The organism is candidate division WOR-3 bacterium (genome assembly GCA_039801725.1).
Lineage (GTDB): Bacteria > Hydrothermota > Tepidihabitantia > Tepidihabitantales > DTDR01 > DTDR01.
The window spans coordinates 32,009-52,715 of sequence record JBDRVE010000008.1; the positions used below are offsets into that span (position 1 = coordinate 32,009).

At 30.5% G+C, this 20,707-nt stretch carries 19 protein-coding genes; 10 read left to right on the forward strand and 9 right to left on the reverse strand.

Annotated elements, in window-relative coordinates:
• The 10 genes from ABIK75_02945 to gspE all read left to right on the forward strand — a co-directional run.
• Nucleotides 1-738: glycosyltransferase family 4 protein (locus ABIK75_02945; GenBank protein MEO0090046.1), on the forward strand; the 738-nt coding region annotated here is incomplete at its 5' end.
• Nucleotides 735-2,570, forward strand: coding sequence for a sugar transferase (locus ABIK75_02950; GenBank protein MEO0090047.1), 1,836 nt, complete (start codon nt 735-737; stop codon nt 2,568-2,570). The genes ABIK75_02945 and ABIK75_02950, both read left to right, overlap by 4 nt.
• The gene (locus ABIK75_02955; GenBank protein ID MEO0090048.1) at nt 2,503-3,270 is read left to right on the forward strand and encodes a GNAT family N-acetyltransferase; all 768 of its coding nucleotides are present in this window, start codon (nt 2,503-2,505) and stop codon (nt 3,268-3,270) included. The genes ABIK75_02950 and ABIK75_02955 overlap by 68 nt, the downstream gene beginning before the upstream one ends.
• Nucleotides 3,267-4,415, forward strand: a complete 1,149-nt coding sequence (locus ABIK75_02960) for a DegT/DnrJ/EryC1/StrS family aminotransferase (protein ID MEO0090049.1) — start codon at nt 3,267-3,269, stop codon at nt 4,413-4,415. The genes ABIK75_02955 and ABIK75_02960 overlap by 4 nt, the downstream gene beginning before the upstream one ends.
• A complete protein-coding gene (locus ABIK75_02965; protein ID MEO0090050.1) occupies nt 4,409-5,860 on the forward strand; it encodes an NAD-dependent epimerase/dehydratase family protein in 1,452 nt (483 codons plus the stop codon). Before ABIK75_02960 ends, ABIK75_02965 begins: the two co-directional genes overlap by 7 nt.
• Nucleotides 5,857-6,270, forward strand: coding sequence for an SLBB domain-containing protein (locus tag ABIK75_02970; protein MEO0090051.1), 414 nt, complete (start codon nt 5,857-5,859; stop codon nt 6,268-6,270). Before ABIK75_02965 ends, ABIK75_02970 begins: the two co-directional genes overlap by 4 nt.
• Before the next feature lie 2 nt (nt 6,271-6,272).
• Entirely contained in the window at nt 6,273-8,345 is a 2,073-nt protein-coding gene (locus ABIK75_02975) for a polysaccharide biosynthesis tyrosine autokinase (GenBank protein ID MEO0090052.1), read from the forward strand.
• Nucleotide 8,346: 1 nt separating this feature from the next.
• Nucleotides 8,347-10,755, forward strand: coding sequence for an ATP-binding protein (locus ABIK75_02980; GenBank protein ID MEO0090053.1), 2,409 nt, complete (start codon nt 8,347-8,349; stop codon nt 10,753-10,755).
• Entirely contained in the window at nt 10,733-11,113 is a 381-nt protein-coding gene (locus tag ABIK75_02985) for a response regulator (protein ID MEO0090054.1), read from the forward strand. Before ABIK75_02980 ends, ABIK75_02985 begins: the two co-directional genes overlap by 23 nt.
• Nucleotides 11,114-11,115: 2 nt before the next feature.
• Nucleotides 11,116-12,798, forward strand: coding sequence for a type II secretion system ATPase GspE (gene gspE, locus ABIK75_02990; protein MEO0090055.1), 1,683 nt, complete (start codon nt 11,116-11,118; stop codon nt 12,796-12,798).
• Nucleotide 12,799: 1 nt separating this feature from the next.
• Here the strand turns inward: gspE and fbp are convergent, their stop codons facing one another.
• From fbp to ABIK75_03035, 9 genes are all read right to left on the reverse strand, one after another.
• On the reverse strand, nt 12,800-13,891 hold the full coding sequence (gene fbp / locus ABIK75_02995; GenBank protein ID MEO0090056.1) for a fructose-1,6-bisphosphate aldolase/phosphatase: 1,092 nt from the start codon (nt 13,889-13,891) through the stop codon (nt 12,800-12,802).
• Between the two features lie 69 nt (nt 13,892-13,960).
• The gene (locus ABIK75_03000; GenBank protein ID MEO0090057.1) at nt 13,961-14,623 is read right to left on the reverse strand and encodes a PIG-L family deacetylase; all 663 of its coding nucleotides are present in this window, start codon (nt 14,621-14,623) and stop codon (nt 13,961-13,963) included.
• A complete protein-coding gene (locus tag ABIK75_03005; protein MEO0090058.1) occupies nt 14,610-15,515 on the reverse strand; it encodes a GNAT family N-acetyltransferase in 906 nt (301 codons plus the stop codon). Before ABIK75_03005 ends, ABIK75_03000 begins: the two co-directional genes overlap by 14 nt.
• The gene (locus ABIK75_03010; protein ID MEO0090059.1) at nt 15,478-16,368 is read right to left on the reverse strand and encodes a formyltransferase family protein; all 891 of its coding nucleotides are present in this window, start codon (nt 16,366-16,368) and stop codon (nt 15,478-15,480) included. Before ABIK75_03010 ends, ABIK75_03005 begins: the two co-directional genes overlap by 38 nt.
• The gene (gene tsaB / locus ABIK75_03015; GenBank protein MEO0090060.1) at nt 16,365-17,021 is read right to left on the reverse strand and encodes a tRNA (adenosine(37)-N6)-threonylcarbamoyltransferase complex dimerization subunit type 1 TsaB; all 657 of its coding nucleotides are present in this window, start codon (nt 17,019-17,021) and stop codon (nt 16,365-16,367) included. Before tsaB ends, ABIK75_03010 begins: the two co-directional genes overlap by 4 nt.
• Nucleotides 17,018-17,539 carry an NYN domain-containing protein gene (locus ABIK75_03020; protein ID MEO0090061.1) on the reverse strand — a complete coding sequence of 174 codons (522 nt, stop codon included), beginning with the start codon at nt 17,537-17,539 and terminating at the stop codon, nt 17,018-17,020. The genes tsaB and ABIK75_03020 overlap by 4 nt, the downstream gene beginning before the upstream one ends.
• Complete coding sequence (locus ABIK75_03025) at nt 17,530-18,273, reverse strand: type III pantothenate kinase (protein ID MEO0090062.1); 744 nt, start codon at nt 18,271-18,273, stop codon at nt 17,530-17,532. The genes ABIK75_03020 and ABIK75_03025 overlap by 10 nt, the downstream gene beginning before the upstream one ends.
• Nucleotides 18,270-18,977 (reverse strand): biotin--[acetyl-CoA-carboxylase] ligase, encoded by a 708-nt coding sequence (locus tag ABIK75_03030; GenBank protein MEO0090063.1) that lies wholly within the window; start codon nt 18,975-18,977, stop codon nt 18,270-18,272. The genes ABIK75_03025 and ABIK75_03030 overlap by 4 nt, the downstream gene beginning before the upstream one ends.
• Nucleotides 18,974-20,473: a VCBS repeat-containing protein gene (locus ABIK75_03035; GenBank protein MEO0090064.1), complete on the reverse strand. Its 1,500-nt coding sequence runs from the start codon at nt 20,471-20,473 to the stop codon at nt 18,974-18,976. The genes ABIK75_03030 and ABIK75_03035 overlap by 4 nt, the downstream gene beginning before the upstream one ends.
• Nucleotides 20,474-20,707 lie beyond the last annotated feature (234 nt).

Sequence of the window (20,707 nt, forward strand, 5' to 3'; positions counted from 1 at the left end):
CATAATATTTTTAACCGCCGACAAAAATATAAAATCCTCTATCCCTTAGAAAAATTTGTCTATCGGCGATACGATAAAATTATTGCCTGTGCCAATATGGTAAAAGAAAGATTAATCTCTTATTTACCCTCTTTAAAAGAAAGGATTATTACTATCCAAAATGGGTTTTCTTTAAAGGAAAAAGAGATGAAAGAAAGCAAAGAAAAAAGTGATCTTATCTTTATTGGCCGATTAGAAGAACAGAAAGGAGTAGATATTTTATTAAAAGCATTAAAGATTTTAAAAGAAGAAAAAATAACTCCAAAGACTTTTATAGTTGGCTACGGAAGCCAGGAGGAAATATTGAAAGATTATTGTAAAAAAGAAGGTTTAATTAATGTTAATTTTCTCTCTAAAAGAAACGATGCCCTTTCTTTGTTAAAGGCAAGCAAGATTTTTGTTTTACCCTCTCGTTGGGAAGGTCTACCAATTACTATTTTAGAAGCAGCCTCTTTGAAAAAACCAATTATTACTACGGATGCTGGGGGAATAAAAGAAGTATTAAATGAAGATGAAGCAATCTTTGTTGAAAAGGATAATCCGCTTTCTTTAAGTGCGGCAATCAAAAATCTCCTTTTCAACGAAAATTTACAAAGAGAACTTGGCGAAAGGGCTTTTTCTAAAGTAAACAACCATTTCTCAATAAAAACTTTTAGCAAGAAATTGACCAATTTATATGAGGAATTAATAAAAATATGAAGAAAAAGAGAATTATCCATATTTTAGGTGGTTCCAAATTTGGTGGGATTATTTATTATCTTACTTATTTAATTGAAAGACAACTAAAAGAAGGCTATGATGTTTCCATTTTGGCAGAAAATGAAAAGGTTAAAGAGTATTTCAGAAAAAACTTTCCTAATGTAAAGATTGTTGATACCCATAATGCTTACCGGCGAGAAATTTCTCCTCTTTACGATCTTCTTGCTTTAATAAGAACAATAAAAGTTTTAAAGAATTATGATATTGTCCATACCCATACTTCTAAAGGTGGTTTTATTGGCCGGTTAGCAGCAAAAATAAGAAGAATAAAACTGATTATTCATACTGCCCATGGCTTTGCTTTCCATGAATATTCCTCTCCAATAACCACTTTCTTTTATTCTCTCTTAGAAAGGTTAGCCTCTTATTGGTGTAATAAAATTATTCTTCTTAACAAAAAAGATTGGGAATTAGCAAAAAAATATAATATCGGCAATGAAAAAAAATTAGTGTTGATTTATAATGGGATTGATTACCAAAGGATTAAAAATATCCTACCAAATTTCGCTATTCGTCAAAAATTTAATTTAAATGAAGAAGACTTTTTAATTACTTTTGTTGGACGACTTTCAAAACAAAAAAATCCGGAGGTCTTAATTTGGGCAATTAAAGAATTATTAAAAGAAAAAATAGATAGAAAAATCTTTCTCTTATTAATTGGTGAAGATATGGGGATGAAAGAGCGATTAATAAAATTGATTGATAATTTTAAAATAAATGATTACGTTGGCTTCTTAGATTTTATCTCCAATCCAATAGCAATAATTAAAGCTAGTGATTGTTTTGTTCTGCCTTCTCTTTGGGAAGGGATGCCCATCGCTTTATTAGAAGCAATGGCGAGTGGCATACCAATTATCGCTTCTAATATTAAAGGAAATAACGAAATAATAACTGATGGTGTAAATGGTTTTCTTTTTTCACCAAACAATTATCAAGAATTAAAAGAAAAAATTTTTTTATTAATGAAAAATCAACAATTAAGAGAAAAAATTTCCTTTCAAGCCAAAGAAGATGTTAAAAGAAAATTTAACAAAGAAAAATTTCAAGAAGAAACAATGAAAGTTTATAAAGAAGAAATAAAAAAAGAACTAAAACCAAGAAAAATCTATTCTCCTTATCTTAATTCTTTGGGCAAAAGGTTTTTTGATATTATTTTTGCTTGCTTTTTACTCATTTTCTCCCTGCCATTGTTTATTATTATTACTTTTATTCAATTATTCTATTTCCGAGAAAAAATATTCTTTTCCCAAAAAAGGAGAGGGAAAGAATTCAAAATTTTTAATATTTATAAATTTAGAACGATGAAAATAAACGCCCCCAGTTTAAAAAGAGAAGACGGCTCTTCTCTCTATTTAAAAAACGACCCTCGGGTTACTCCTTTTGGAAAGATTTTAAGAATCTTCGGATTAGATGAACTTCCTCAAATAATTAATGTTTTAAAGGGAGAGATGAGCGTTGTCGGACCAAGACCGGACGAAGTTTTGCCTTTAGAAATTTATGAAAATAAAAATAAATTTTTGGCTCGTCCTGGATTAGTAAGTTTAACAATTATTAATGGTCGAAATAGGCTTTCTTTAAAAGAGAGAAACCAATTAGAAGAATTTTATGTAAAAAAGGCTTCTTTTCTTTTAGATTTAAAAATTATTTTAAAAACAATCTTAGTAATTTTAAAAAAAGAAGGAATTTATAATCAGGAGGTGTGTGATGAAAAGTGCTTATCTTTTAACCTTAAATGGAGAAGAAGAAATGAGAAAATTAGTTATTCTTCCTAAAAATTTTAATAAGAAGGAAGATATTTATACTTATTATTTCAACTTAGATATCCTGCGAATAATCGAAGAAGGAGGAATTGTTAAAGTACTCTATGAAGATAAAAAAGATGAAATTATTGGATTGGTTTGTGCCGAATTTTATGATAACTACCTCATCATTCCCTATCTCTTAGCTCCTAATCTTCCTTTAAAAAGCAAACTCCTTTCACAAATTTTAAAAGAAACTTCGGATAAAAGAATAATTTTAAAAATTCCTTCTAATGAAGAAAAATTTATTCAATATCTTATGGGAAATAATTTCAAGTTAATCAACACCTTTATTTTATTTTTAGGCAAAGAGGATATCTTAAAAATAGAAAAACCTTCGGTTAATTATGAAGAATTAAAAACTTCCGTTGAAACTATTAACTCAACAATCTTTTTTTATCTTCTTTTACAAAAAAATTGTATTGGTATTCTTAATGCTCAGAAACTAGGAATGAGTTTCCCTATTGTGCGAATCTCTTCTATTTATATTGAAGAAAAATATCGCAATCAAAAACTTGGTAATTTCCTCTTATTTTCTTTCCTCTCCTTTCTTTTTAAAGAGAAAAAATATTTTGTAGTTACAGAAGTTCCTTTAGGAAACTTGCCAGCAATCCGTCTTTTTTCAAGCTTTAATTTTGGAATTATTGGATCTTATAAGGTTTTAATAAGATGAAAAATATTAATTTTATTCCTTTTTCTCGACCCAGCATCACAGAAGAAGAAATAAAAGAAGTTGTTGAAACTTTGAAATCCGGTTGGCTTACTACTGGGAAAAAAACAAAAGAATTTGAAGAAAAATTTAAAAATTATATCGGTGCTCAATATGCTATCGCCGTAAATTCTGCCACTAGTGGTCTTTTCCTTTCTTTAAAAGCCTTGGGAATAAAAGAAGGAGATGAAGTAATTCTTCCTACTTGGACTTTTTGCGCCACCGCTAACGTAGTTATTCATTGTGGTGCTACACCCGTTTTCTGTGATGTAAATGAAGAATATCTTTTAACTCCTGAAGAGATTGAGAGAAAAATTACAAAAAAAACAAAAGCAATTATTCCTGTTCATTTTGCTGGCAAATGTTGTGATATGGAAGAAATAAATAAAATTGCCGAAAAATATGGTCTATACGTAATTGAAGATGCGGCTCATGCTTGTGGAACAATTTACAAAGGGAAAAAAGTCGGCAAGGATTCCCTTCTTTGTGTATTCTCTTTTTATCCTACAAAGAATATTACTACCGGTGAAGGAGGAATGATAGTCACCAGAGAAAAAGAATTAGCAGAAAAAATAAGAATAATGGCCCTGCACGGCCTCACTTTAAATGCCTATGATCGTTATCAGAAAAATGGTAGCTGGTATTACGAAGTTATTTATCCAGGATTTAAATGTAATATGACTGATATCCAAGCAAGTATTGGTCTTTGTCAATTAAAAAGAATTGAGGAGTTGATTAAAAAAAGAGAGGAGATTGTTAACTATTATCAAGAAAATCTTAAATATCTTAACGAACTAATTTTACCAAAGATTAATCTTAAAGACCAAAGAGTAAGTTGGCATCTTTATGTCGCGCGACTTTCGCCAACAGCAAAAATAAAAAGAGACCAATTAATAGAATTTTTAAAAGAAAAAAATATCGGAATTTCTGTCCATTTTATTCCTCTTCATTTACATCCCTATTATCAAAAGACTTATTCTTTAAAAAAAGAAGATTTCCCTATCGCCAATTTATTATTCTCCTCTTGTTTCTCTTTGCCTCTTTATCCAGAGTTAAAAAAAGATGAATTAGATTACATTATTTATTCAATAAAGGAGGCAATATGTTAAAAAAGTTAAATTTTAGTATTTTATATCGATTTTTAGCGGATTCCCTTATTTTACTATTTTCTTATACCTTTGTTTATTTCTTAAGCGAACATACTTTTCCCAACTTTCTTTCTCTTTATTTTCTCATTCTTATTCATCTATCTGTCTTTTCATTTTCAGGATTTTATACCTATGGCCGAACCTATCGAGGAAGATACAAATTTCTTCTAATCATCTTTGGCTCCCTAATTTCCCTGTTGATATTCTTTTCTTTAACTTTTCGTTATTCTCTTTTTTCTTTTAAACTTCGGCCACTTCTTTTTGGTTGTCTTTTATCTATTTTACTTCTCTCTTTTGTCCGTCTTTTCCTTTTGTTATCCAACTATTTTGTTTATTTAGAAAAGAAAAGAGCCCGAATAATTAAAAAACCAATTGAAAGGATTTTGGTAATTGGTGGCGCCGGCTATATTGGTTCGGTTCTTATAAGAAAACTACTAAAATTAGGTTACCGAGTAAGAATTCTTGATAACTTTCTTTACGGAAAGGAAAGTATTAAAGAACTTTATCACAACAAATCTTTTGAAGTTTACGAAGGAGATTTTCGTCATATTAATGTTTTAACGGAAGCTTTGGAAGATTGTGATGCTCTTATTCATTTAGGAGCAATTGTTGGCGATCCAGCATGTACAGTGTCTGATAAATTAACCATCGAAACTAATCTTTTAGCCACTAAATTTATTGTTCAGGTAGCTAAAAGCAAAAACTGCCAAAGATTAATTTTTGCTTCCACCTGTTCTGTCTATGGTGCTTCTGATAATAACCTTCTTACCGAAGAAAGTGAAACCAATCCTATCTCCCTTTATGCTAAAACTAAATTGGATTCCGAAAGGGTTCTTTTATCAGAAGGAAAGGATTTAATCACAACCGTTCTCCGTTTTGCTACTTGTTACGGTCCTTCTTATCGTGAGAGATATGACTTAGTAATAAATCTCTTAACATTAAAGGCAATAAAAGAAAGAAAAATTCCTATTTATGGCGGCGAACAGTGGCGACCGTTTATTCATATTGACGATCTATGCGAAGGAATAATAAAGACTCTCTTCGCTAAGGAAGAATTGGTTAGTGGTGAAATATTTAATTTGGGTGATACTAACGAAAATTATCAATTGAAAGAAATTGGAAAAATCATAAAAGAAGTGTGCCCCGATGCAGAATTAATAATCTATCCTGAAGCCTCTGACAAAAGAAACTACCGAGTTTCCTTTGAAAAGATTAAAAATACCCTTTCTTTTCGCTGCCAAAAAAGGGTAATTGATGGTGTATGGGAATTAGCAGAAAAAATTCAAAAAAATGGAAATTACTATCTCAATCCCCAATTTTTTATTTATGCTTCTAATTATGAAAGAGTTAAAAATACAAAAAAGGAAAGTTATTGGCTTTCTTTAATAAAAGAGGAGGTTTTATGAAATGGATAATCTTTTTAGGCATTTTAACATTATCAATTTTTGGATTTTTAATTGCCCAAACACCAAAAGAAGAAGCAATAGTTAAAGCCCATATTTGGGGAGAGGTGAAAAATCCAGGATCTTATAATATTTCTTATACCGGCGATGTTTTAGAATTAATTTCTAAAGCTGGCGGACCTACCCCAAATGCTGATTTATCTAAAGTTACTCTTATTATTTCTAAAGAAAAAAAGAGGATAATCCTTAACTTAAATAAAGCGATTAAAAAAGGCGAAATATTTCTTCTCGATAATGGTGATATAATAATCATTCCCCGCTCAAAATTTGCGATAATTAAAGAAACACTTCCCTTCATTACTACTTTCGCAGTATTTTTAAATCTTTATTTAACTTATATGACTCGGAGGTAAAAATGAGAGAATATAACTTGGAAAAATTTTTATTAACTATTAAAGAAAGAAAAAATCTAATTCTTACGATTCTTATTATTTCAATAACAATTTCTTTGCTTTATACTTTTCTTACTAAACCGGAGTACGAAAGTAAGGCCACTATTTTAGTAGAAGGCGACAAATTCAAAAATGAAATCTTCTTTTCAAATCCTTTATCTTTTGCCAAACAGAAAAGTTTACTTTATAACTACTCGGAAATTTTAAAATCCCATGCTTTGATAGAATTGGTACTAAAAGAACTTCAAAATACCCCGGCGAAGAATTATTTTAAATCAGTTGAAGATATCCAAAAAAGCATTTCTGTAAAAATTATCAAAGAAACAGATATTTTAACTCTTAAAGCCCGAAGTGAAAAAAAGGAAATTGCCGAAATCCTTTGTCAAACTTACTCTAAAACCTTTGAAAATTTCATTGCCAAAATTACGAAAGAGGATGTCAGCAAAATAAAAGAGTTTACTTTTAAAAGCTTAAAAGAAATTGAAAAGGAATTACAAACAAAAGAAAATGAATTCACTGATTTTAAGAAGAAAAACCGAATTACTAATTTGGACGAAGGAATAAAAGAACTCTTTCAAAATATTATTAATATTAGAAAACTTTACGACGAAACTTACACCTTATACAATGAAAAAAAAGAGGAACTAGAAAATCTTAGAAAAACTTTTGAAGAGAATAAAAAACAGCTTAACTATGAAGTTGTGAAAGAAAACTCCGCCCTTCTTTCGGAAATGCAAAAAACTTATCAGAACCTAGAAATTGAAAAAACTTATTTGCTCCTTTCCGGATATCCACCCAATAATGAAAAAATTAGAAAAATTGAAGAAAAACAAAAGGAAATAAAAGAGAAATTATTCAAAACCAATGCCGCTACTTTCCTTGATCCTCTAGATTTCTTAAGAAATTTAGAGGGTACAATAATTTTTAAAGAAATTGAAATTCTTGCTTTACAGGCAAAATTAAACAAACTTTCTCAACTACTCTCTCAATATGAAAAAGAGTTATCTTTACTTCCGGAAAAGGAAAAAACTTATTTAAAATTAATGCGAGATATTGAAGTATTACAAAAAATTTATTCTCTTTTAAGAGAAAAAAACGAAGAAGCAAAAATTAATGAAGCCGGCCGAATTTCTGGAATCACCTTAGTTGAAACTTTCACACCAGCAAAAAAAATTAAACCTTCCCTTTCTTTTAATCTAATTTCAGCACTTTTCTTAGGAATCTTCTTTTCCTTTTCGGCTGCCTTTTTAATGGATTATCTTAATAATACTATAAAATCGATTTCAGATATTGAAAAAATGAATATTAGTGTTTTAACTACTATCCCTAATTTAAATGGCAACGAAAGAAAAAAGGGGACAAAAAGGTATATCATTCCTTTTTCTGACGAAAAGACCACTTGTGCTGAAAGTTATCGTTTATTAAAAACTTCTTTATCTTGGTTATTTTTGGAAGAAAACAAAAAGATAATCCTCATTACTTCACCATCTCAAAACGAAGGAAAATCCACCATTGCTGCTAACCTTAGCTATGTTTTTGCCCAAACAGGTTTAAAAACTTTGCTGATTGATTTAGATTTAAGAAAACCAACCATCCATTCAATTTTCTCCGTAGAAAGAAAACCTGGTTTTACTGATTTGATTTTAAATAATGTAAATGGTAATATCAAAAAGAGCGCTTTTGAAAATCTCTATATTATCCCAGCGGGCTCTTTAGTTCCTTCACCAGCTGATTTACTAGAAAAAAAGAATGTAGACGAATGGCTAAAAAAATTAAAAGAAGAATATGGGGTAATAATTATTGATGCTCCACCAGCCTTAATTGCTGCTGACGTTTCGATATTAGCTAAAAAGGTTGATGGAATTTTACTAGTATGTGGTTTTATGAAAACTGAATTACCAATGTTAGAAGAAACGATAAAAATGTTAAATAATGGTGAAAAGAAAATCATCGGCTGTGTTTTAAATTTCTATCAACCCTTGAAAAAATATCATAATTATTACTACTATCATTATAAATATCAAAAGAAAGGATAAAATGTTCACTAAGATTAAAGAAAACATTCCCAAAATCCTGATTGTCGACGACGACCTGCTTTTTTCTCAATCGTTAAAAGAAATTCTCATCTCTCGGGGATATTTAGTAGATACCACCTCTACCGCTAAAGAAACTTTGGAAAAACTCCAAGAAAATTATGATGTCTTTCTTATTGATATCAATTTACCTGATAAAACAGGTTTAGAATTAATCGAAGAAATAAAAAATCGGATAAAACCGCCTCCTTTAACAATTGTTCTTACTGGTTTTTCTTCCTTAACGACCGCCAAAAAGGCTATCTCCTTAAAAGCCGATGCTTATTTAGAAAAACCTATTAATCCGGATCGGCTTTTTATTCTTTTATCTCAACTTTTAAAAGAAAAGCAAAAAAAAGAAGGAATTTTAGAAATTTTCTATGAAATTTTGAAAAGATTAAATATCCCCTCGGCAATTCTTACTTCTGAAAAAATTATCTATTGGAACAGTCTATTCCCCTTAGAGAAAATAAATTTTGATAAAACTCTTGATAAAGATATAAAAATTGGCGAACAATATTTTCGCCCAATAAGGATACCAATTGATAAAGAAAAAACCGTTCTTCTTTTAGTAGATATTACTGACCGAGAAAGCATAATTGAAAACCTGCGAATTATTTTTTCGCATCTTCCTTTAAAAGTCTATCTAATAAACGAAAATTTTCAGATTTTCGGAAACAATAGCCATTGCTATCAAGAAATTAAAAATAACCCCTATCCTTGCTCTTTACTAGGTGAATTTTGTCCCTTATTCCAAGCTAAGATTTCTGGCAGTCTTGTGAAAAGTTTAAAAATAATTGACCAAAAATATTGGGAAGAAAATTGTTTGCCTTTGAAATCTAATCAGTTCCTACTATTCTTTGTTGACCGCACGGAAGAAATTGAAAAGGCAAAAAAACTCTATTCAACCCAACAAGAATGGGAAAGAACTTTTGATGCGATAAATGATTTAATTGTTATTATCGATAAAGATTTTAACATAACAAAGGCCAATAAAAAAGTTTTTCAATATTTTGATAAAAAAAATCTGATTGGTAAAAAGTGTTTCGAAATTTTCCATTCGACAAAAGAACCGATTTCTCATTGTCCATTTGTTAAAACCTTGCGAACAAAAATGTCTTTTACTGAGGAAATTGAAATTAATGAAAAAATTTTCTTGGTTTCAGTATCACCAATTTTTGATGAAAAAGGAGATGTTTTAGGGTGTGTTCATATTGCGCGCGATATAACTATTTTAAAAACAATTGAAGAGAATTTAAGAAAGAAAAACCAGGAACTTATGATACTCACTCAACAATTACAAGCCTCTCAGACCGAACTTATAAAAACTGCTGAACGATTAGCAAAAGCCAACGAAGAATTGACTAAACTTTCTAACACTAAAACAGAATTTATCCAAATTCTTTCTCATGAAATGCGTACCCCCTTAACAGCTATTTTGGAAGGAAGTAATCTGGTTTATGAAAATATCTCTGATGAAAAACTTCAAAAGATTGCGAAACTCATTAAAAATAATGCCCAAAAATTATTTGAACTTATTAATGACTTACTGGATCTTACCAAAATCGAAACTGGTCAGCAAGAGTTATTGCCCCAACCGGTAGACGTAAGAAAAACACTTGAAGAATTATCAGAAAATATCAATGTAATCGTTAAAGAAAAAGGAATTAGTTTAATAAAGGAATTAGAGGAAAATCTACCCTTGGCCTTTATTGATGAAAAAGCCTTTTATCGAATAATTGTGAATCTTCTATCCAATGCGGTAAAATATAGCAAGGAAAATGGTAAAATTGTAATTCGCGCTTTAAAGCATCCCGAAGAGGATAAAATAATAATTTCAGTAAAAGATAACGGAATTGGCATTCCTAAGGAAGAACAATATAAAGTATTTCAAAAATTTGCCCAAATCTCTCATCCTGGATATTCGCCAGTAACGGGAACTGGCTTAGGACTTGCTTTATGTAAAGAATTGGTAGAAAAAAGCGATGGGAAAATTTGGTTTGAAAGCGAAGAACATAAAGGAACCACTTTCTATTTCAGTATTCCTTGTTATAGCGAAGAAAAGGAATATAATTATTATAAAGAAAAGGAACTTAAAAAAGCAAAGGAATTAAACTTTTCCTTGGGAATTCTTCAAGTAAAAAAAATGGTGGGTAAATTTGAAGAAAAAGATTTAAAAATTTTTTCCAATTTTTGTCACGATTCTTTGGGTATTTCAGCGACTGTCAGAAAAATTGGAAACGTCTTAATCGCAATGGCTATTGGTCGGGAAGAAGAATTAAAAAAGAAATTTAAAGAAATAAAAAGGATTTTAAAAAACACCTTTAAAGATATTTCTATTAAAGAAAAATATGAAAAAGATTTTAATAATTGAAGACGAAGAGGCTATCCGTTTCATCTTAGAGAAAAGATTAAACGACGCTGGTTATTTAACAATTTCAGCAGAAAATGGAATAGAGGGATTAAATAAAGCAAGGAGAGAAAATCCGGATTTGATTATTTTAGACTTGATGCTTCCCGGTATCGACGGTTATCAAGTATGCAGCATATTAAAAAAAGACCGAAGATATACCCATATCCCAATTATTATTCTCACCGCACGGATTCAACAGAAAGATTACGAACTGGCAATGCAATTAGGAGCCGACGCTTTTTTAACTAAACCTTTTGAAAGTCAGGTTCTTTTAAGTAAAATTGAAGAATTATTAAAAAATAATAAAGGAAAAGAATAAAAATGGATAAAAAAATAATTAACCAAATTCTTCAAGAATTTGGTTTTTCTCAGAAAGAAATTAAAAAATTTGAAGAAGAGGCAGAACATAGCAATATTTCTTTAGAAAATTTGTTAATTAATCGAGGAATAGTAAATAAAGAAGATTTTTATTTAGCCCTTTCTCGTCGATTAGGGGTACCTTATTTGGACATAACCGGTTATACTATTGATAAAGAAATCTTATCTTTAATACCGGAGGAGGCTTGTCGAACTTTAAAAGTTTTTCCTTTGTTTAAAATTGGTGATACCTTAACTTTGGCAATGGCTAACCCAACGGATATTGATGTAATTGATGATTTACGACTCAAAACGGGTTTAGAAATTACGCCGGTTTTAGTAAGTGAGGAAGATATTAAAAATGCTATTAATAGATACTACAAATCGGTTGAACAATCTTCCATTGAAGAAATAACTCAAATCATTGGGGAAGAAGAAAAAGAGGCAACGGTTGAAATTACCGACGAACTTAAAAAATTAGAAGAAGAAGCCTCACAAGAGCCGGTCGTTAAGTTCGTAAATACAATAATCTCTTACGCAGTGAAAAGTCGGGCTTCGGATATTCATATTGAACCGGAGGAGAATATTTTAAGAGTGAGGTTAAGAATTGATGGTGTTTTGCATACCTTTACTGAAGTAGCCAAAAATATGCACGCCGCAGTAATTTCCCGAATAAAAATCCTTGCCCGTTTAAATATTGCTGATAAATTAAGACCGCAAGATGGTCAATTTCAAATGAATGTGGATGGAAAAAAAGTTGATTTCCGCGTATCTACCTTCCCTACTTTTTGGGGTGAATGTGCGGTATTGCGATTGCTTGATCGATCTTCAGTGGTCATCGGACTTAGCGAATTAGGATTTTCGCCTGAAAATCTTATAAAATTTAATGCTTTAATCAAAAAACCTTACGGAATAATTCTCGTTACTGGCCCAACGGGAAGCGGAAAAACAACCACTCTTTATTCTGCTTTAGAAGCAATTAGAAGTGAAGAAAAAAATATTATCACTTTGGAAGACCCAGTAGAGTATACTTTGCCATTAATTAGACAAGTTCAAATTAATCCGAAACAAGGTTTAACTTTCGCTACTGGTTTAAGAGCGATATTAAGACAAGACCCAGATGTAATAATGGTTGGCGAAATCAGAGATTTAGAAACTGCCGAAATCGCTGTTCAAGCAGCTTTAACGGGTCATTTGGTTTTTTCTACCCTTCATACCAATAATGCTGCTACCGCAGTTACTCGTCTGGTAGATATTGGAGTCGAGCCTTATTTAATTGCCTCTTCCTTAATTGGCGTTTTAGCACAAAGATTAGTAAGAAAAATTTGTCCAACCTGCAAAGAAAGTTATCAACCTAAACCAGAAGTATTAAAGTATTTAGGATTGGAAGAGAAAATGCATCTCTTTCGTGGAAAGGGCTGTGAGGAGTGTACTAATACTGGTTATCGTGGAAGAACGGGCATTTTTGAACTTTTAATTGTTGACGATACGATCCGAGAAATGATCTTAAAAAATAAAAGCGCAAATGAAATCCAACAAGTGGCTGTTGCGAAAGGTATGAAGACAATGCGGGACGATGGTTTTGAAAAGGTAAAAAAAGGTATTACCACAATCGAAGAAGTTTTAAGAGTAACAACAGTATTTTAATTTATTTTCTCTTCTCCGAAATTTTCTTTAAAACTTCCGGCAAAGTAGTGTATTCCATTTCTTCTAATGGTAAACGATGAGGTTCAAAAGGTCCATGGGCACGCATAAAATTAGCTATCCGATTTGCTTCTTTTCTTGCATAATCAAAAGCGGGGTCATCAAATAAATCTCGCGGACCAATTAACATTCCTTGAGCAATTTGAAAACCTAAAGCAATCACTCTTGGGGGACCATCAAACCTTGAAGGATTGGCTTCTCTTTGTGAAACCGGCATTAATGGACCATAATGGGAACCCCGCATCCAACCAGAAACTAAATGGGGAAAAGCAAAAGGCTCAAGAATTTCACCAACAGCCGGTAATCCGGCTTGGGCACGAACAATTAAAACCGGATCATCTTTGCCAACATAACGACCAGCAATTAATGCCAATTTTTGAGTAGAAGATACCGCAGCAATCTCACCATCTTTTTTATAAACCGCCTTAATTATATAATTCTCACAAGAACCAATTAAAACTAATAAATCATACATCTCCTCCGGACAGGAAAGGAAGAAATTTTCATCTTTTTTAATGTCGTGAACCTCAAATTTAAATCCATCATGCATTGTTGGGTCAATAATTAAACCAATGGTGTTAAAAGGGTCAGCAAAAATTTTGAAAAGGGGAAAATTCCAAGCACCGGGCGCACACTTATCTCCCATAAATATCACTACCGGCTCAGATTTCCTTTCCACAAATTCCATTTCAGCAACTCCTGGACCCATACCTTTCACATTTCCTGAAAAGGCATCGCTAAGTAAATCTTGACCAGCACCATAAAGTTTTAATTCTTTTGCTAATTCGGTACAGGCAACAAAAGTATCCCAGGCTAATTTGTGAATCTCCTCGCTGTCAACCCCTTTGTTATGGGTCATTATCAGTTCTAAATCGTCGCCGCAATTGGTTACATAAAAATCAATAATTATTCCTTTTGCCTTTGCTTCCGCAAGTAAATCTTTTGCTTTATCTAAAATTTGCGGATGGCTAGAAGAATGACCAACATAGCCACCAATATCAGCCTTAATTACTGACAAAGTAATCTTTTCTGCCATATATCCTCCTTTATTAATAAATTTTAATAATCTTTTATTATAACAAAATTTATGAAAAATTCAAAGATATTAACTAACTATCTCTCTAATTAAATAAAAGGCTTCGGCATAGGAGAAACCTATTTCCAAACCACGCATTTTGGCTTTATTTAATATTCCTTCTTCACTTCGGGGGTGAAAAAATTTTTTTACTTCCTTTTCATAAAATTTAAAAGCAGAAATTTTTTTATTAATCTCATTTTCTGTTAAAACTTCATAATAATTAGGAGAAAAATTATTTGGAAAATTCCATTCAGTAGAACCAGGAATTTCAAAGGTAAAAATTTTTTTAATTGAGGAATTAAATAAAGGACGACAGGCAATCAAAACTGCCTTATTAGTTATTTGGTGGTCTTGGTTGACATCATAGGGAAAATGGGTATAAACTTCTTTTGGTTTTACTTTTTTTATCACTTCTTCAATCTTTTTAATAATTTTTAATAAGGGATAACTATCTAATTGCTCATCGAAAAATCGGGCAAAATAAATCTCTTTAATCCCTAAAAAAGAACCGGCTTTTTGAGCGTTCTTCTCTTGTCTTTTTATTAACCTTTTATTACGCGCAGATACACCATCAGTAAGAATTAAAAGATAAAAATCTTTTAAAGAAGAATATTTAGCAATCGTTCCGCCCATTCCCAAAACTTCGTCATCCGGATGGGCAACAATTATTAATACTCTATCTCTTTCCATACCAAAAATGAAAAGTAATTCTTTTGCCAATTATTTTCATTCCTAAACTTTTATATAACCGTAAGGCAGATAAATTTTCTTTCTCGGTTTCAACATATACTTCTTTTATTTTTTTCTTTTGGAAGTATTCCAATCCTTTTTTCACCAAACTCTTACCAATCCCTTTTCCTTGATATTCTTTTTTTACCGCAATTAAATCAATAATCCCAACTCTTCTTTTATTTAATTTCAATATCTGACAATCAATAAAACCAACAGGTTTATTATTTATCTTAGAAACAAAAATTTGATGATTTTTATTATGAAAAGAACTTCTAACCCATTTTTGATAAAATTTTTTTACCAATTCCCTTTTAAAATTTTTATCTTGATAAAAGCGGGTATATAAAAAAGAGTTGGCGCTTATTCTTTCCAATTCCTTTAAGTCCCTTTTTTTTGCCGGCTTAATTTCTAATAAAGAATTATCAAATCTTATTGGTAACCTAACAAAATAGGTGACATATTTCACCATCTCTCTAAAACCTAATTTTATCAAAATCTTTCTTAAATTTTTATCTTTTTCATCAATACTAATATCTAAAAATTTTTTATTCTTATTTACCTCTAAAATTTCTTTAATAAAAAATTCTTTTAAGAGGTTATCGGTATCTTTTCTAAAAATTAGATATTCAATTCGACCACAAGCAAAACCAAAAACCTTTTTATCCCAATCCAATTTTTTAACCTTCCCTATTCCCAAAATATCTCCTTTCTCATCAAAAAGGATAAAAAGATTTTTTTCTCTTTTTAATTCTTGATAAATATCCTTTAAACGATAATAAGGTTTTTTATAAAAGTATTCTTTATTTATATTATTAAATAATCTCGTTAAACTTTTTTTGAAAGCCCTCATACTCTTTTTTATCAATCTCAATCTTTTCTAAAAATAATGAACCTTCTTGGAAATCTAATTTTAAGCCATCAAAATTTTTCTCTTTTGGCAAGGCTTTCCAGACAATTATCTTTTTATTATTGTAATAGAAATAGGCACCTTCGTAAGATAAAAGTCCTAACTCCTTTTTCCCGTATTTGGATAATGCCCGAATTTTCCGATAGTTATAAATTAAACCATCTTTTAAATTTATCTCATTAAAGACCTTTTTATCAAGTTTCGGAAAATAGGTAGCAAGTCTTTCATCTTGTAAACGTGGTTTTACTTTATCCTTAATTATTAAAGGTAGGTATTCCCTTATTAATTCTTTCCCTTTTTCAATCTCTTTTTTGTAAACATCCCAGGCATAATCATCATCCTCAATAATAAATTCTTTTTGACCAATAATTGGACCGGCATCAAGTTTTTCGGTATAATAAAACATTGTTAAACCGCTCTCTCTTATTCCTGCCATTATGGAATTGATTATTGGGCTTGGACCCCTTCCTTTTGGTAATAAAGTTGGATGGAAGCCAATAACCCCTTTTTTAAACAAAGAAAGAACTTCCCTGCCAATAATCTGTCGCCAACCACCAACAATTAAACAATCTCCTTTTAGAGTTTTCAAAAGTGGAATTTCTTTATTAATATCAAAAATTTCGTAAACCGGTAAAGAAAATTCTTGCCATTTTTCATTTTCTATCCCATCATACATTTTTGTTTTAGCAGATTTATTTAAAGTAATAATTGCTACTACTTGACATTCCTTATTTAAAAGAATCTCTTTTAACCATTCATAACCGCAGATTGATGCTGATAGATAAACAATCCTCATTTTCTAATATCCGGTTCTTTTAGATAAAAGGGAGAAAGAGAGAAGGGATCATCTAAATTATTTTCTTCTTTGGCTTTAACAGCAAGCAAACCAATAATTTTTGCTTCAGGATAATAGATATTAATCTTTTTATATTCTCTAAACAATTCTTTATAAAAAAGAATACCGCTACCACAGACAAAGGAAATCTCTTTATAAGGAAAAAGATTAGGAAACTCCTTTATTGGTACTAATTGATAATTAAAAATCAATTTCTCCTCTTGATAAACTGCGGTATAAAGACTTTCTCTTTTGGCATCAATCACACAAAGAATCTTTTCCTTTTTCATTTTCTCAAAATAGTATAAACAGGTATGATACAACGCATCCAAGGTATTTATCCCTTTTATGGGAATATTGTGAGGATAAGAAAGCCCAAAAGAAGTAGCTAAACCAACCCTTAAAGCAGTAAAATTTCCCGGTCCGATACTTACTCCAATCAATTCAATATCTTTTAAGGAGATATTTAGATATTTAAGAGAAAAATTAATAAGAGAAATGAGATTTTTTTCGTGTTTCGATTGGGTATCAGCAAAGATAGAAAAAATTTCTTTGTTATCTTTTAAAAAAGAGATTTCACAATTAGGCGAACTTGTTTCTAATGCCAAAATCATTCTTCTTTAGTAAAAGATGGATAAACTTCTTTGATGACTCCTTCCATTTCATCCATATTGTAATACTCATCACAAGCCCGAATCAATTCTACCGAAGTATAACCCCTTCCCAAACCGATTATTATTACCCTCTTTCCCAATTTAGAAACATAATCAACCAAAGGAACAAAATCACCATCACCAGTTACCAAAATTATCTCATCAAGATAATTAACCATTGATAAAACTTCTAAAGTGATTTCAATATCCATATTTGCTTTGATACTACCATCAAGCCTTTCTCTTGTCTGTTTTGCTACTACCCGATAACCTTGAAAAGAAAGGGCATCAATCAACCGCTGTCTTCTTTCATCATCCCTTTTATAAGGGACAAAGGCAATAAATTTGTATTCCTCTTCCTCTCTTTTTCCCAAAATAATTATGTTTCTTTTCAAAACATCATACCTTACTTCTTTTCCCTGTCTTTCAAAGGTTTCTTGGATATTTTGGACATCTAAAAAAACACCAACTAATCCCATAAAACCTCCTTTAAAATAAGGTTTAACCCTTTTAAAGAGAGATAAGGCTCAAAATAATCAACTCCTTTAAGATAACGATGAAAAATAAAAGATAAACCACCAGTTAAGAAAACTTTAAAATTTTTACCAACCAAATTTTTATATTTCTTTATTAGAAAAGATAAACCTTCTAAGACAAAGAACTTAATCCCTTCTAAAACTGCCATTTTTGGTGAAAGACCTTTTGGCTCAATCTTTCTATTAAAAACAATCTCATTTTTAGCAATCTTTTTAATTTGGGCAAGAAAAGAATAAGAAGTTAATATTCCTGGCAAAATCAAGCCACCAATAAAAACTCCATCTTTTTTAACACAAGAAAAGGTTGTCGCACTTCCCAAATCACAAACAATCCCATTTTTCTTATAGAATTTATAAACATAATAACAACTGGCAATTCGATCCTCACCCAATTTACTTTTCTCATATAATGAATAATCTAAATCGATTTTTAATTCGGACAAAGAATAGATATTTATCTTTTTGTTAAAGTTTTTAATCTCTTTTATCAAAACCTCTTTCGCCTTAGGAACTACTGAAGAGATAATAATCTCTTTCGTCTTATCCAAAAAGAAAAAATATCTTTTATCTTTTTTTAATTTTTTTGTCTCAATACCCATTACCATTATCAAATTATCATCTTTAAAAAAACCAAACTTGGTAAAACTATTGCCAATATCACAAACAAGAGAATTCATAGAAAAATCTTTTCCACTTCACCACTTAAAATCTTTATACCCTTTTCTAAAATTAATGAATAATCGTCATCAATATCTTCACAAACACCAATTATCTCTTCTTTGGAAGGAAGCAAAATTTTTATTTTCTTATCCTTCAAATAATTTCTCTCTTTTAAAAAATTTAATAATTCCCTTTTATTAACCTTTTTGTAATTTAGGTTTTTTAGAATATTTTCCATAAAAATAAATTTCTCAAAGGAAGAAATCTCTCTTTTTAAAATCTCTTTTAAAGAAATCGCATTAGAAATCTCTTTGGGAAACTTATCATTATTGAGATTCATTCCACAGCCACAAATCAAAGAAAGATTATATTTCTCCGCCAATATCCCCGATAATTTTCTATCTTCATAATAGATATCATTAGGCCATTTAATCTGTAATTTTCTTTTTAAATCAAAGGTCTCTTCACAAGCAAGAACAATACTTCTTAATATATGAAAAAGAATATCAAAAAGAGAGAATATTTCTTTATCTTCTAAATTTAATAACAAAGAGAAGTATAAACCACCAACTGGTGAATACCAAGGACGTTGATAACGACCATAACCACCTTCTTGTTCATTAGCAACAATCATTAAATCCCTTTTGTAAGAAATAAATTCCCTTGCTAAAATCTGGGTGCTTATAACCTTATCAAAAAAGAAAATATCTTTTATCCTCATTTGATTTTCACAATCTTTTTATTATCAACAAAATAAACTCCCTTCTTTTCTATTAAATTTATTTTCTGACCAAAGATATTATAAGAGCCCCTTACCCTTAACCACCTTTTATTTAAGTTATTATCTTCTAAAACAATTCCGCTACCAGTAGTGTTCAAAAATAAAAGATTACCATTACTCCTATCCCAATTGGTTATTCCCAAATCAGAAAAAGGCGAATAGGTATAATTAATAATAATCGTCTCACCAATTTGTGGTGTAAAAGAAAAACTAAAATAACCGGTTAAATAATCAAAAGAAAATTCTTGCCAATTTAATTGCCGACCATTGATATAAACAGAATTTAATTTTTGAATAGGTATCTTTTTAATATTAAACAATCTTCTCTGACCATCGCCAATTATTATCTCATTAGTATCAACCAAATGGTCGTTTCTTATACAGCCAAACATAATATTCTCGCAAACCAAATTATTTCCCCAATTATAAGACCATTCCGGTGTCAAAGAATAAGAACCCAAATGATTCTCAAAGATACAGGCACTTTCCCACCAACCACCACAAGCAAGTTCCAAATAACCATCACCATTTAAATCGCCAAAGGCAACAACCGAAGAATATCTCGTATTGGTTAAAAGAGTGTATTGCGGAATAGTATCAAGACTTCCGAAATTATTTTTATAGATAAGAATCCGAGAACGGTCACCACTCAATTGTCCATTACAAGCAACCGCCAAATCATAATAGTTATCATTATTATAATCACCAACCGCCATCCTTATTACCCAACCAACTACCGAAAAACTTATTGTTGGTCTTTCGGGAATATTGCCGTTATTAGAAATATAAATATTTATCTTTCTTCTATGACCCGAAACCAAATCTAAATAACCATCATTATTAATATCAACAAATCTTATCGCATCCGAAGGCGAAGAATCCAAAGAAACCCAACTTGGTAAAGTATCAAAAACTCCATTATTATTCTTGAAAATCCTTGCTGGTTCCTTGATATTATTATAAGCATCACCACAAGATACCGCCAAATCCAAATCGCCATCCAAATCATAATCACCTAAACAACAATCAAAAGAATGCAAATTCTCCCTTGATTTATAATAAGGCAAAGGATTTAGACCTGTGCCGGTATTCAAATAAATTCTTATCTTGCCACTAATACTACCAAAACCAAGATAACTTACTGCCAGATCAAAATTACCATCATTATTAACATCTCCTAAATATAAATGACCAAAATATCCAGAATCGGCACTGCGCCAAGAACAAATTCTTTCTAATTCGCCATTATGATTAAAATAAACTCCGTTTCTATTCAATGCCATATCATTACCATTACTTGTTACCAAATCAATATAAGAATTATTGTCAATATCCCAAAAACCGCCACCGGTAGAGTAATCATTATCAATAGAAACCCAAGAAGGTGAATTGGGCAAGGGAATATAAAAAATTCCCAAAAATATCAAAAGAAACATTCCTTTATAATTTTACTAAATTGACAAGATTTTTCAATATAAAACAAGTGTTAATCTAAAGGAGTCTTTTTCGTCATTATATAAAAAATGGATATCATACAGAAATAATAAAAGATTTAGGAGTTTTACCTATAGCCAAGCAGTCTATTTTACAAAAGTAAATCAAAAACAATCCGCAGATTTATTGATAATTTAAAAAACATACTGTCGCATTTTAACTCCTAATGACCCTAT

Excerpts from the sequence above, each read along its gene's own strand:
- ABIK75_02975 (MEO0090052.1), top strand. The coding sequence starts at position 6,273 with ATGAGAGAATATAACTTGGAAAAATTTTTATTAACTATTAAAGAAAGA.
- gspE (MEO0090055.1), top strand. The coding sequence starts at position 11,116 with ATGGATAAAAAAATAATTAACCAAATTCTTCAAGAATTTGGTTTTTCT.
- ABIK75_03020 (MEO0090061.1), bottom strand. The coding sequence starts at position 17,539 with ATGGGATTAGTTGGTGTTTTTTTAGATGTCCAAAATATCCAAGAAACC.
- ABIK75_02950 (MEO0090047.1), top strand. The coding sequence starts at position 735 with ATGAAGAAAAAGAGAATTATCCATATTTTAGGTGGTTCCAAATTTGGT.
- ABIK75_02965 (MEO0090050.1), top strand. The coding sequence starts at position 4,409 with ATGTTAAAAAAGTTAAATTTTAGTATTTTATATCGATTTTTAGCGGAT.
- fbp (MEO0090056.1), bottom strand. The coding sequence starts at position 13,891 with ATGGCAGAAAAGATTACTTTGTCAGTAATTAAGGCTGATATTGGTGGC.
- ABIK75_03030 (MEO0090063.1), bottom strand. The coding sequence starts at position 18,977 with ATGAGGATAAAAGATATTTTCTTTTTTGATAAGGTTATAAGCACCCAG.
- ABIK75_03010 (MEO0090059.1), bottom strand. The coding sequence starts at position 16,368 with ATGAGGATTGTTTATCTATCAGCATCAATCTGCGGTTATGAATGGTTA.
- ABIK75_03000 (MEO0090057.1), bottom strand. The coding sequence starts at position 14,623 with ATGGAAAGAGATAGAGTATTAATAATTGTTGCCCATCCGGATGACGAA.
- ABIK75_03035 (MEO0090064.1), bottom strand. The coding sequence starts at position 20,473 with ATGTTTCTTTTGATATTTTTGGGAATTTTTTATATTCCCTTGCCCAAT.
- ABIK75_02955 (MEO0090048.1), top strand. The coding sequence starts at position 2,503 with ATGAAAAGTGCTTATCTTTTAACCTTAAATGGAGAAGAAGAAATGAGA.
- ABIK75_02970 (MEO0090051.1), top strand. The coding sequence starts at position 5,857 with ATGAAATGGATAATCTTTTTAGGCATTTTAACATTATCAATTTTTGGA.
- tsaB (MEO0090060.1), bottom strand. The coding sequence starts at position 17,021 with ATGATTTTGGCATTAGAAACAAGTTCGCCTAATTGTGAAATCTCTTTT.
- ABIK75_02960 (MEO0090049.1), top strand. The coding sequence starts at position 3,267 with ATGAAAAATATTAATTTTATTCCTTTTTCTCGACCCAGCATCACAGAA.
- ABIK75_02980 (MEO0090053.1), top strand. The coding sequence starts at position 8,347 with ATGTTCACTAAGATTAAAGAAAACATTCCCAAAATCCTGATTGTCGAC.
- ABIK75_03005 (MEO0090058.1), bottom strand. The coding sequence starts at position 15,515 with ATGAGGGCTTTCAAAAAAAGTTTAACGAGATTATTTAATAATATAAAT.
- ABIK75_03025 (MEO0090062.1), bottom strand. The coding sequence starts at position 18,273 with ATGAATTCTCTTGTTTGTGATATTGGCAATAGTTTTACCAAGTTTGGT.
- ABIK75_02985 (MEO0090054.1), top strand. The coding sequence starts at position 10,733 with ATGAAAAAGATTTTAATAATTGAAGACGAAGAGGCTATCCGTTTCATC.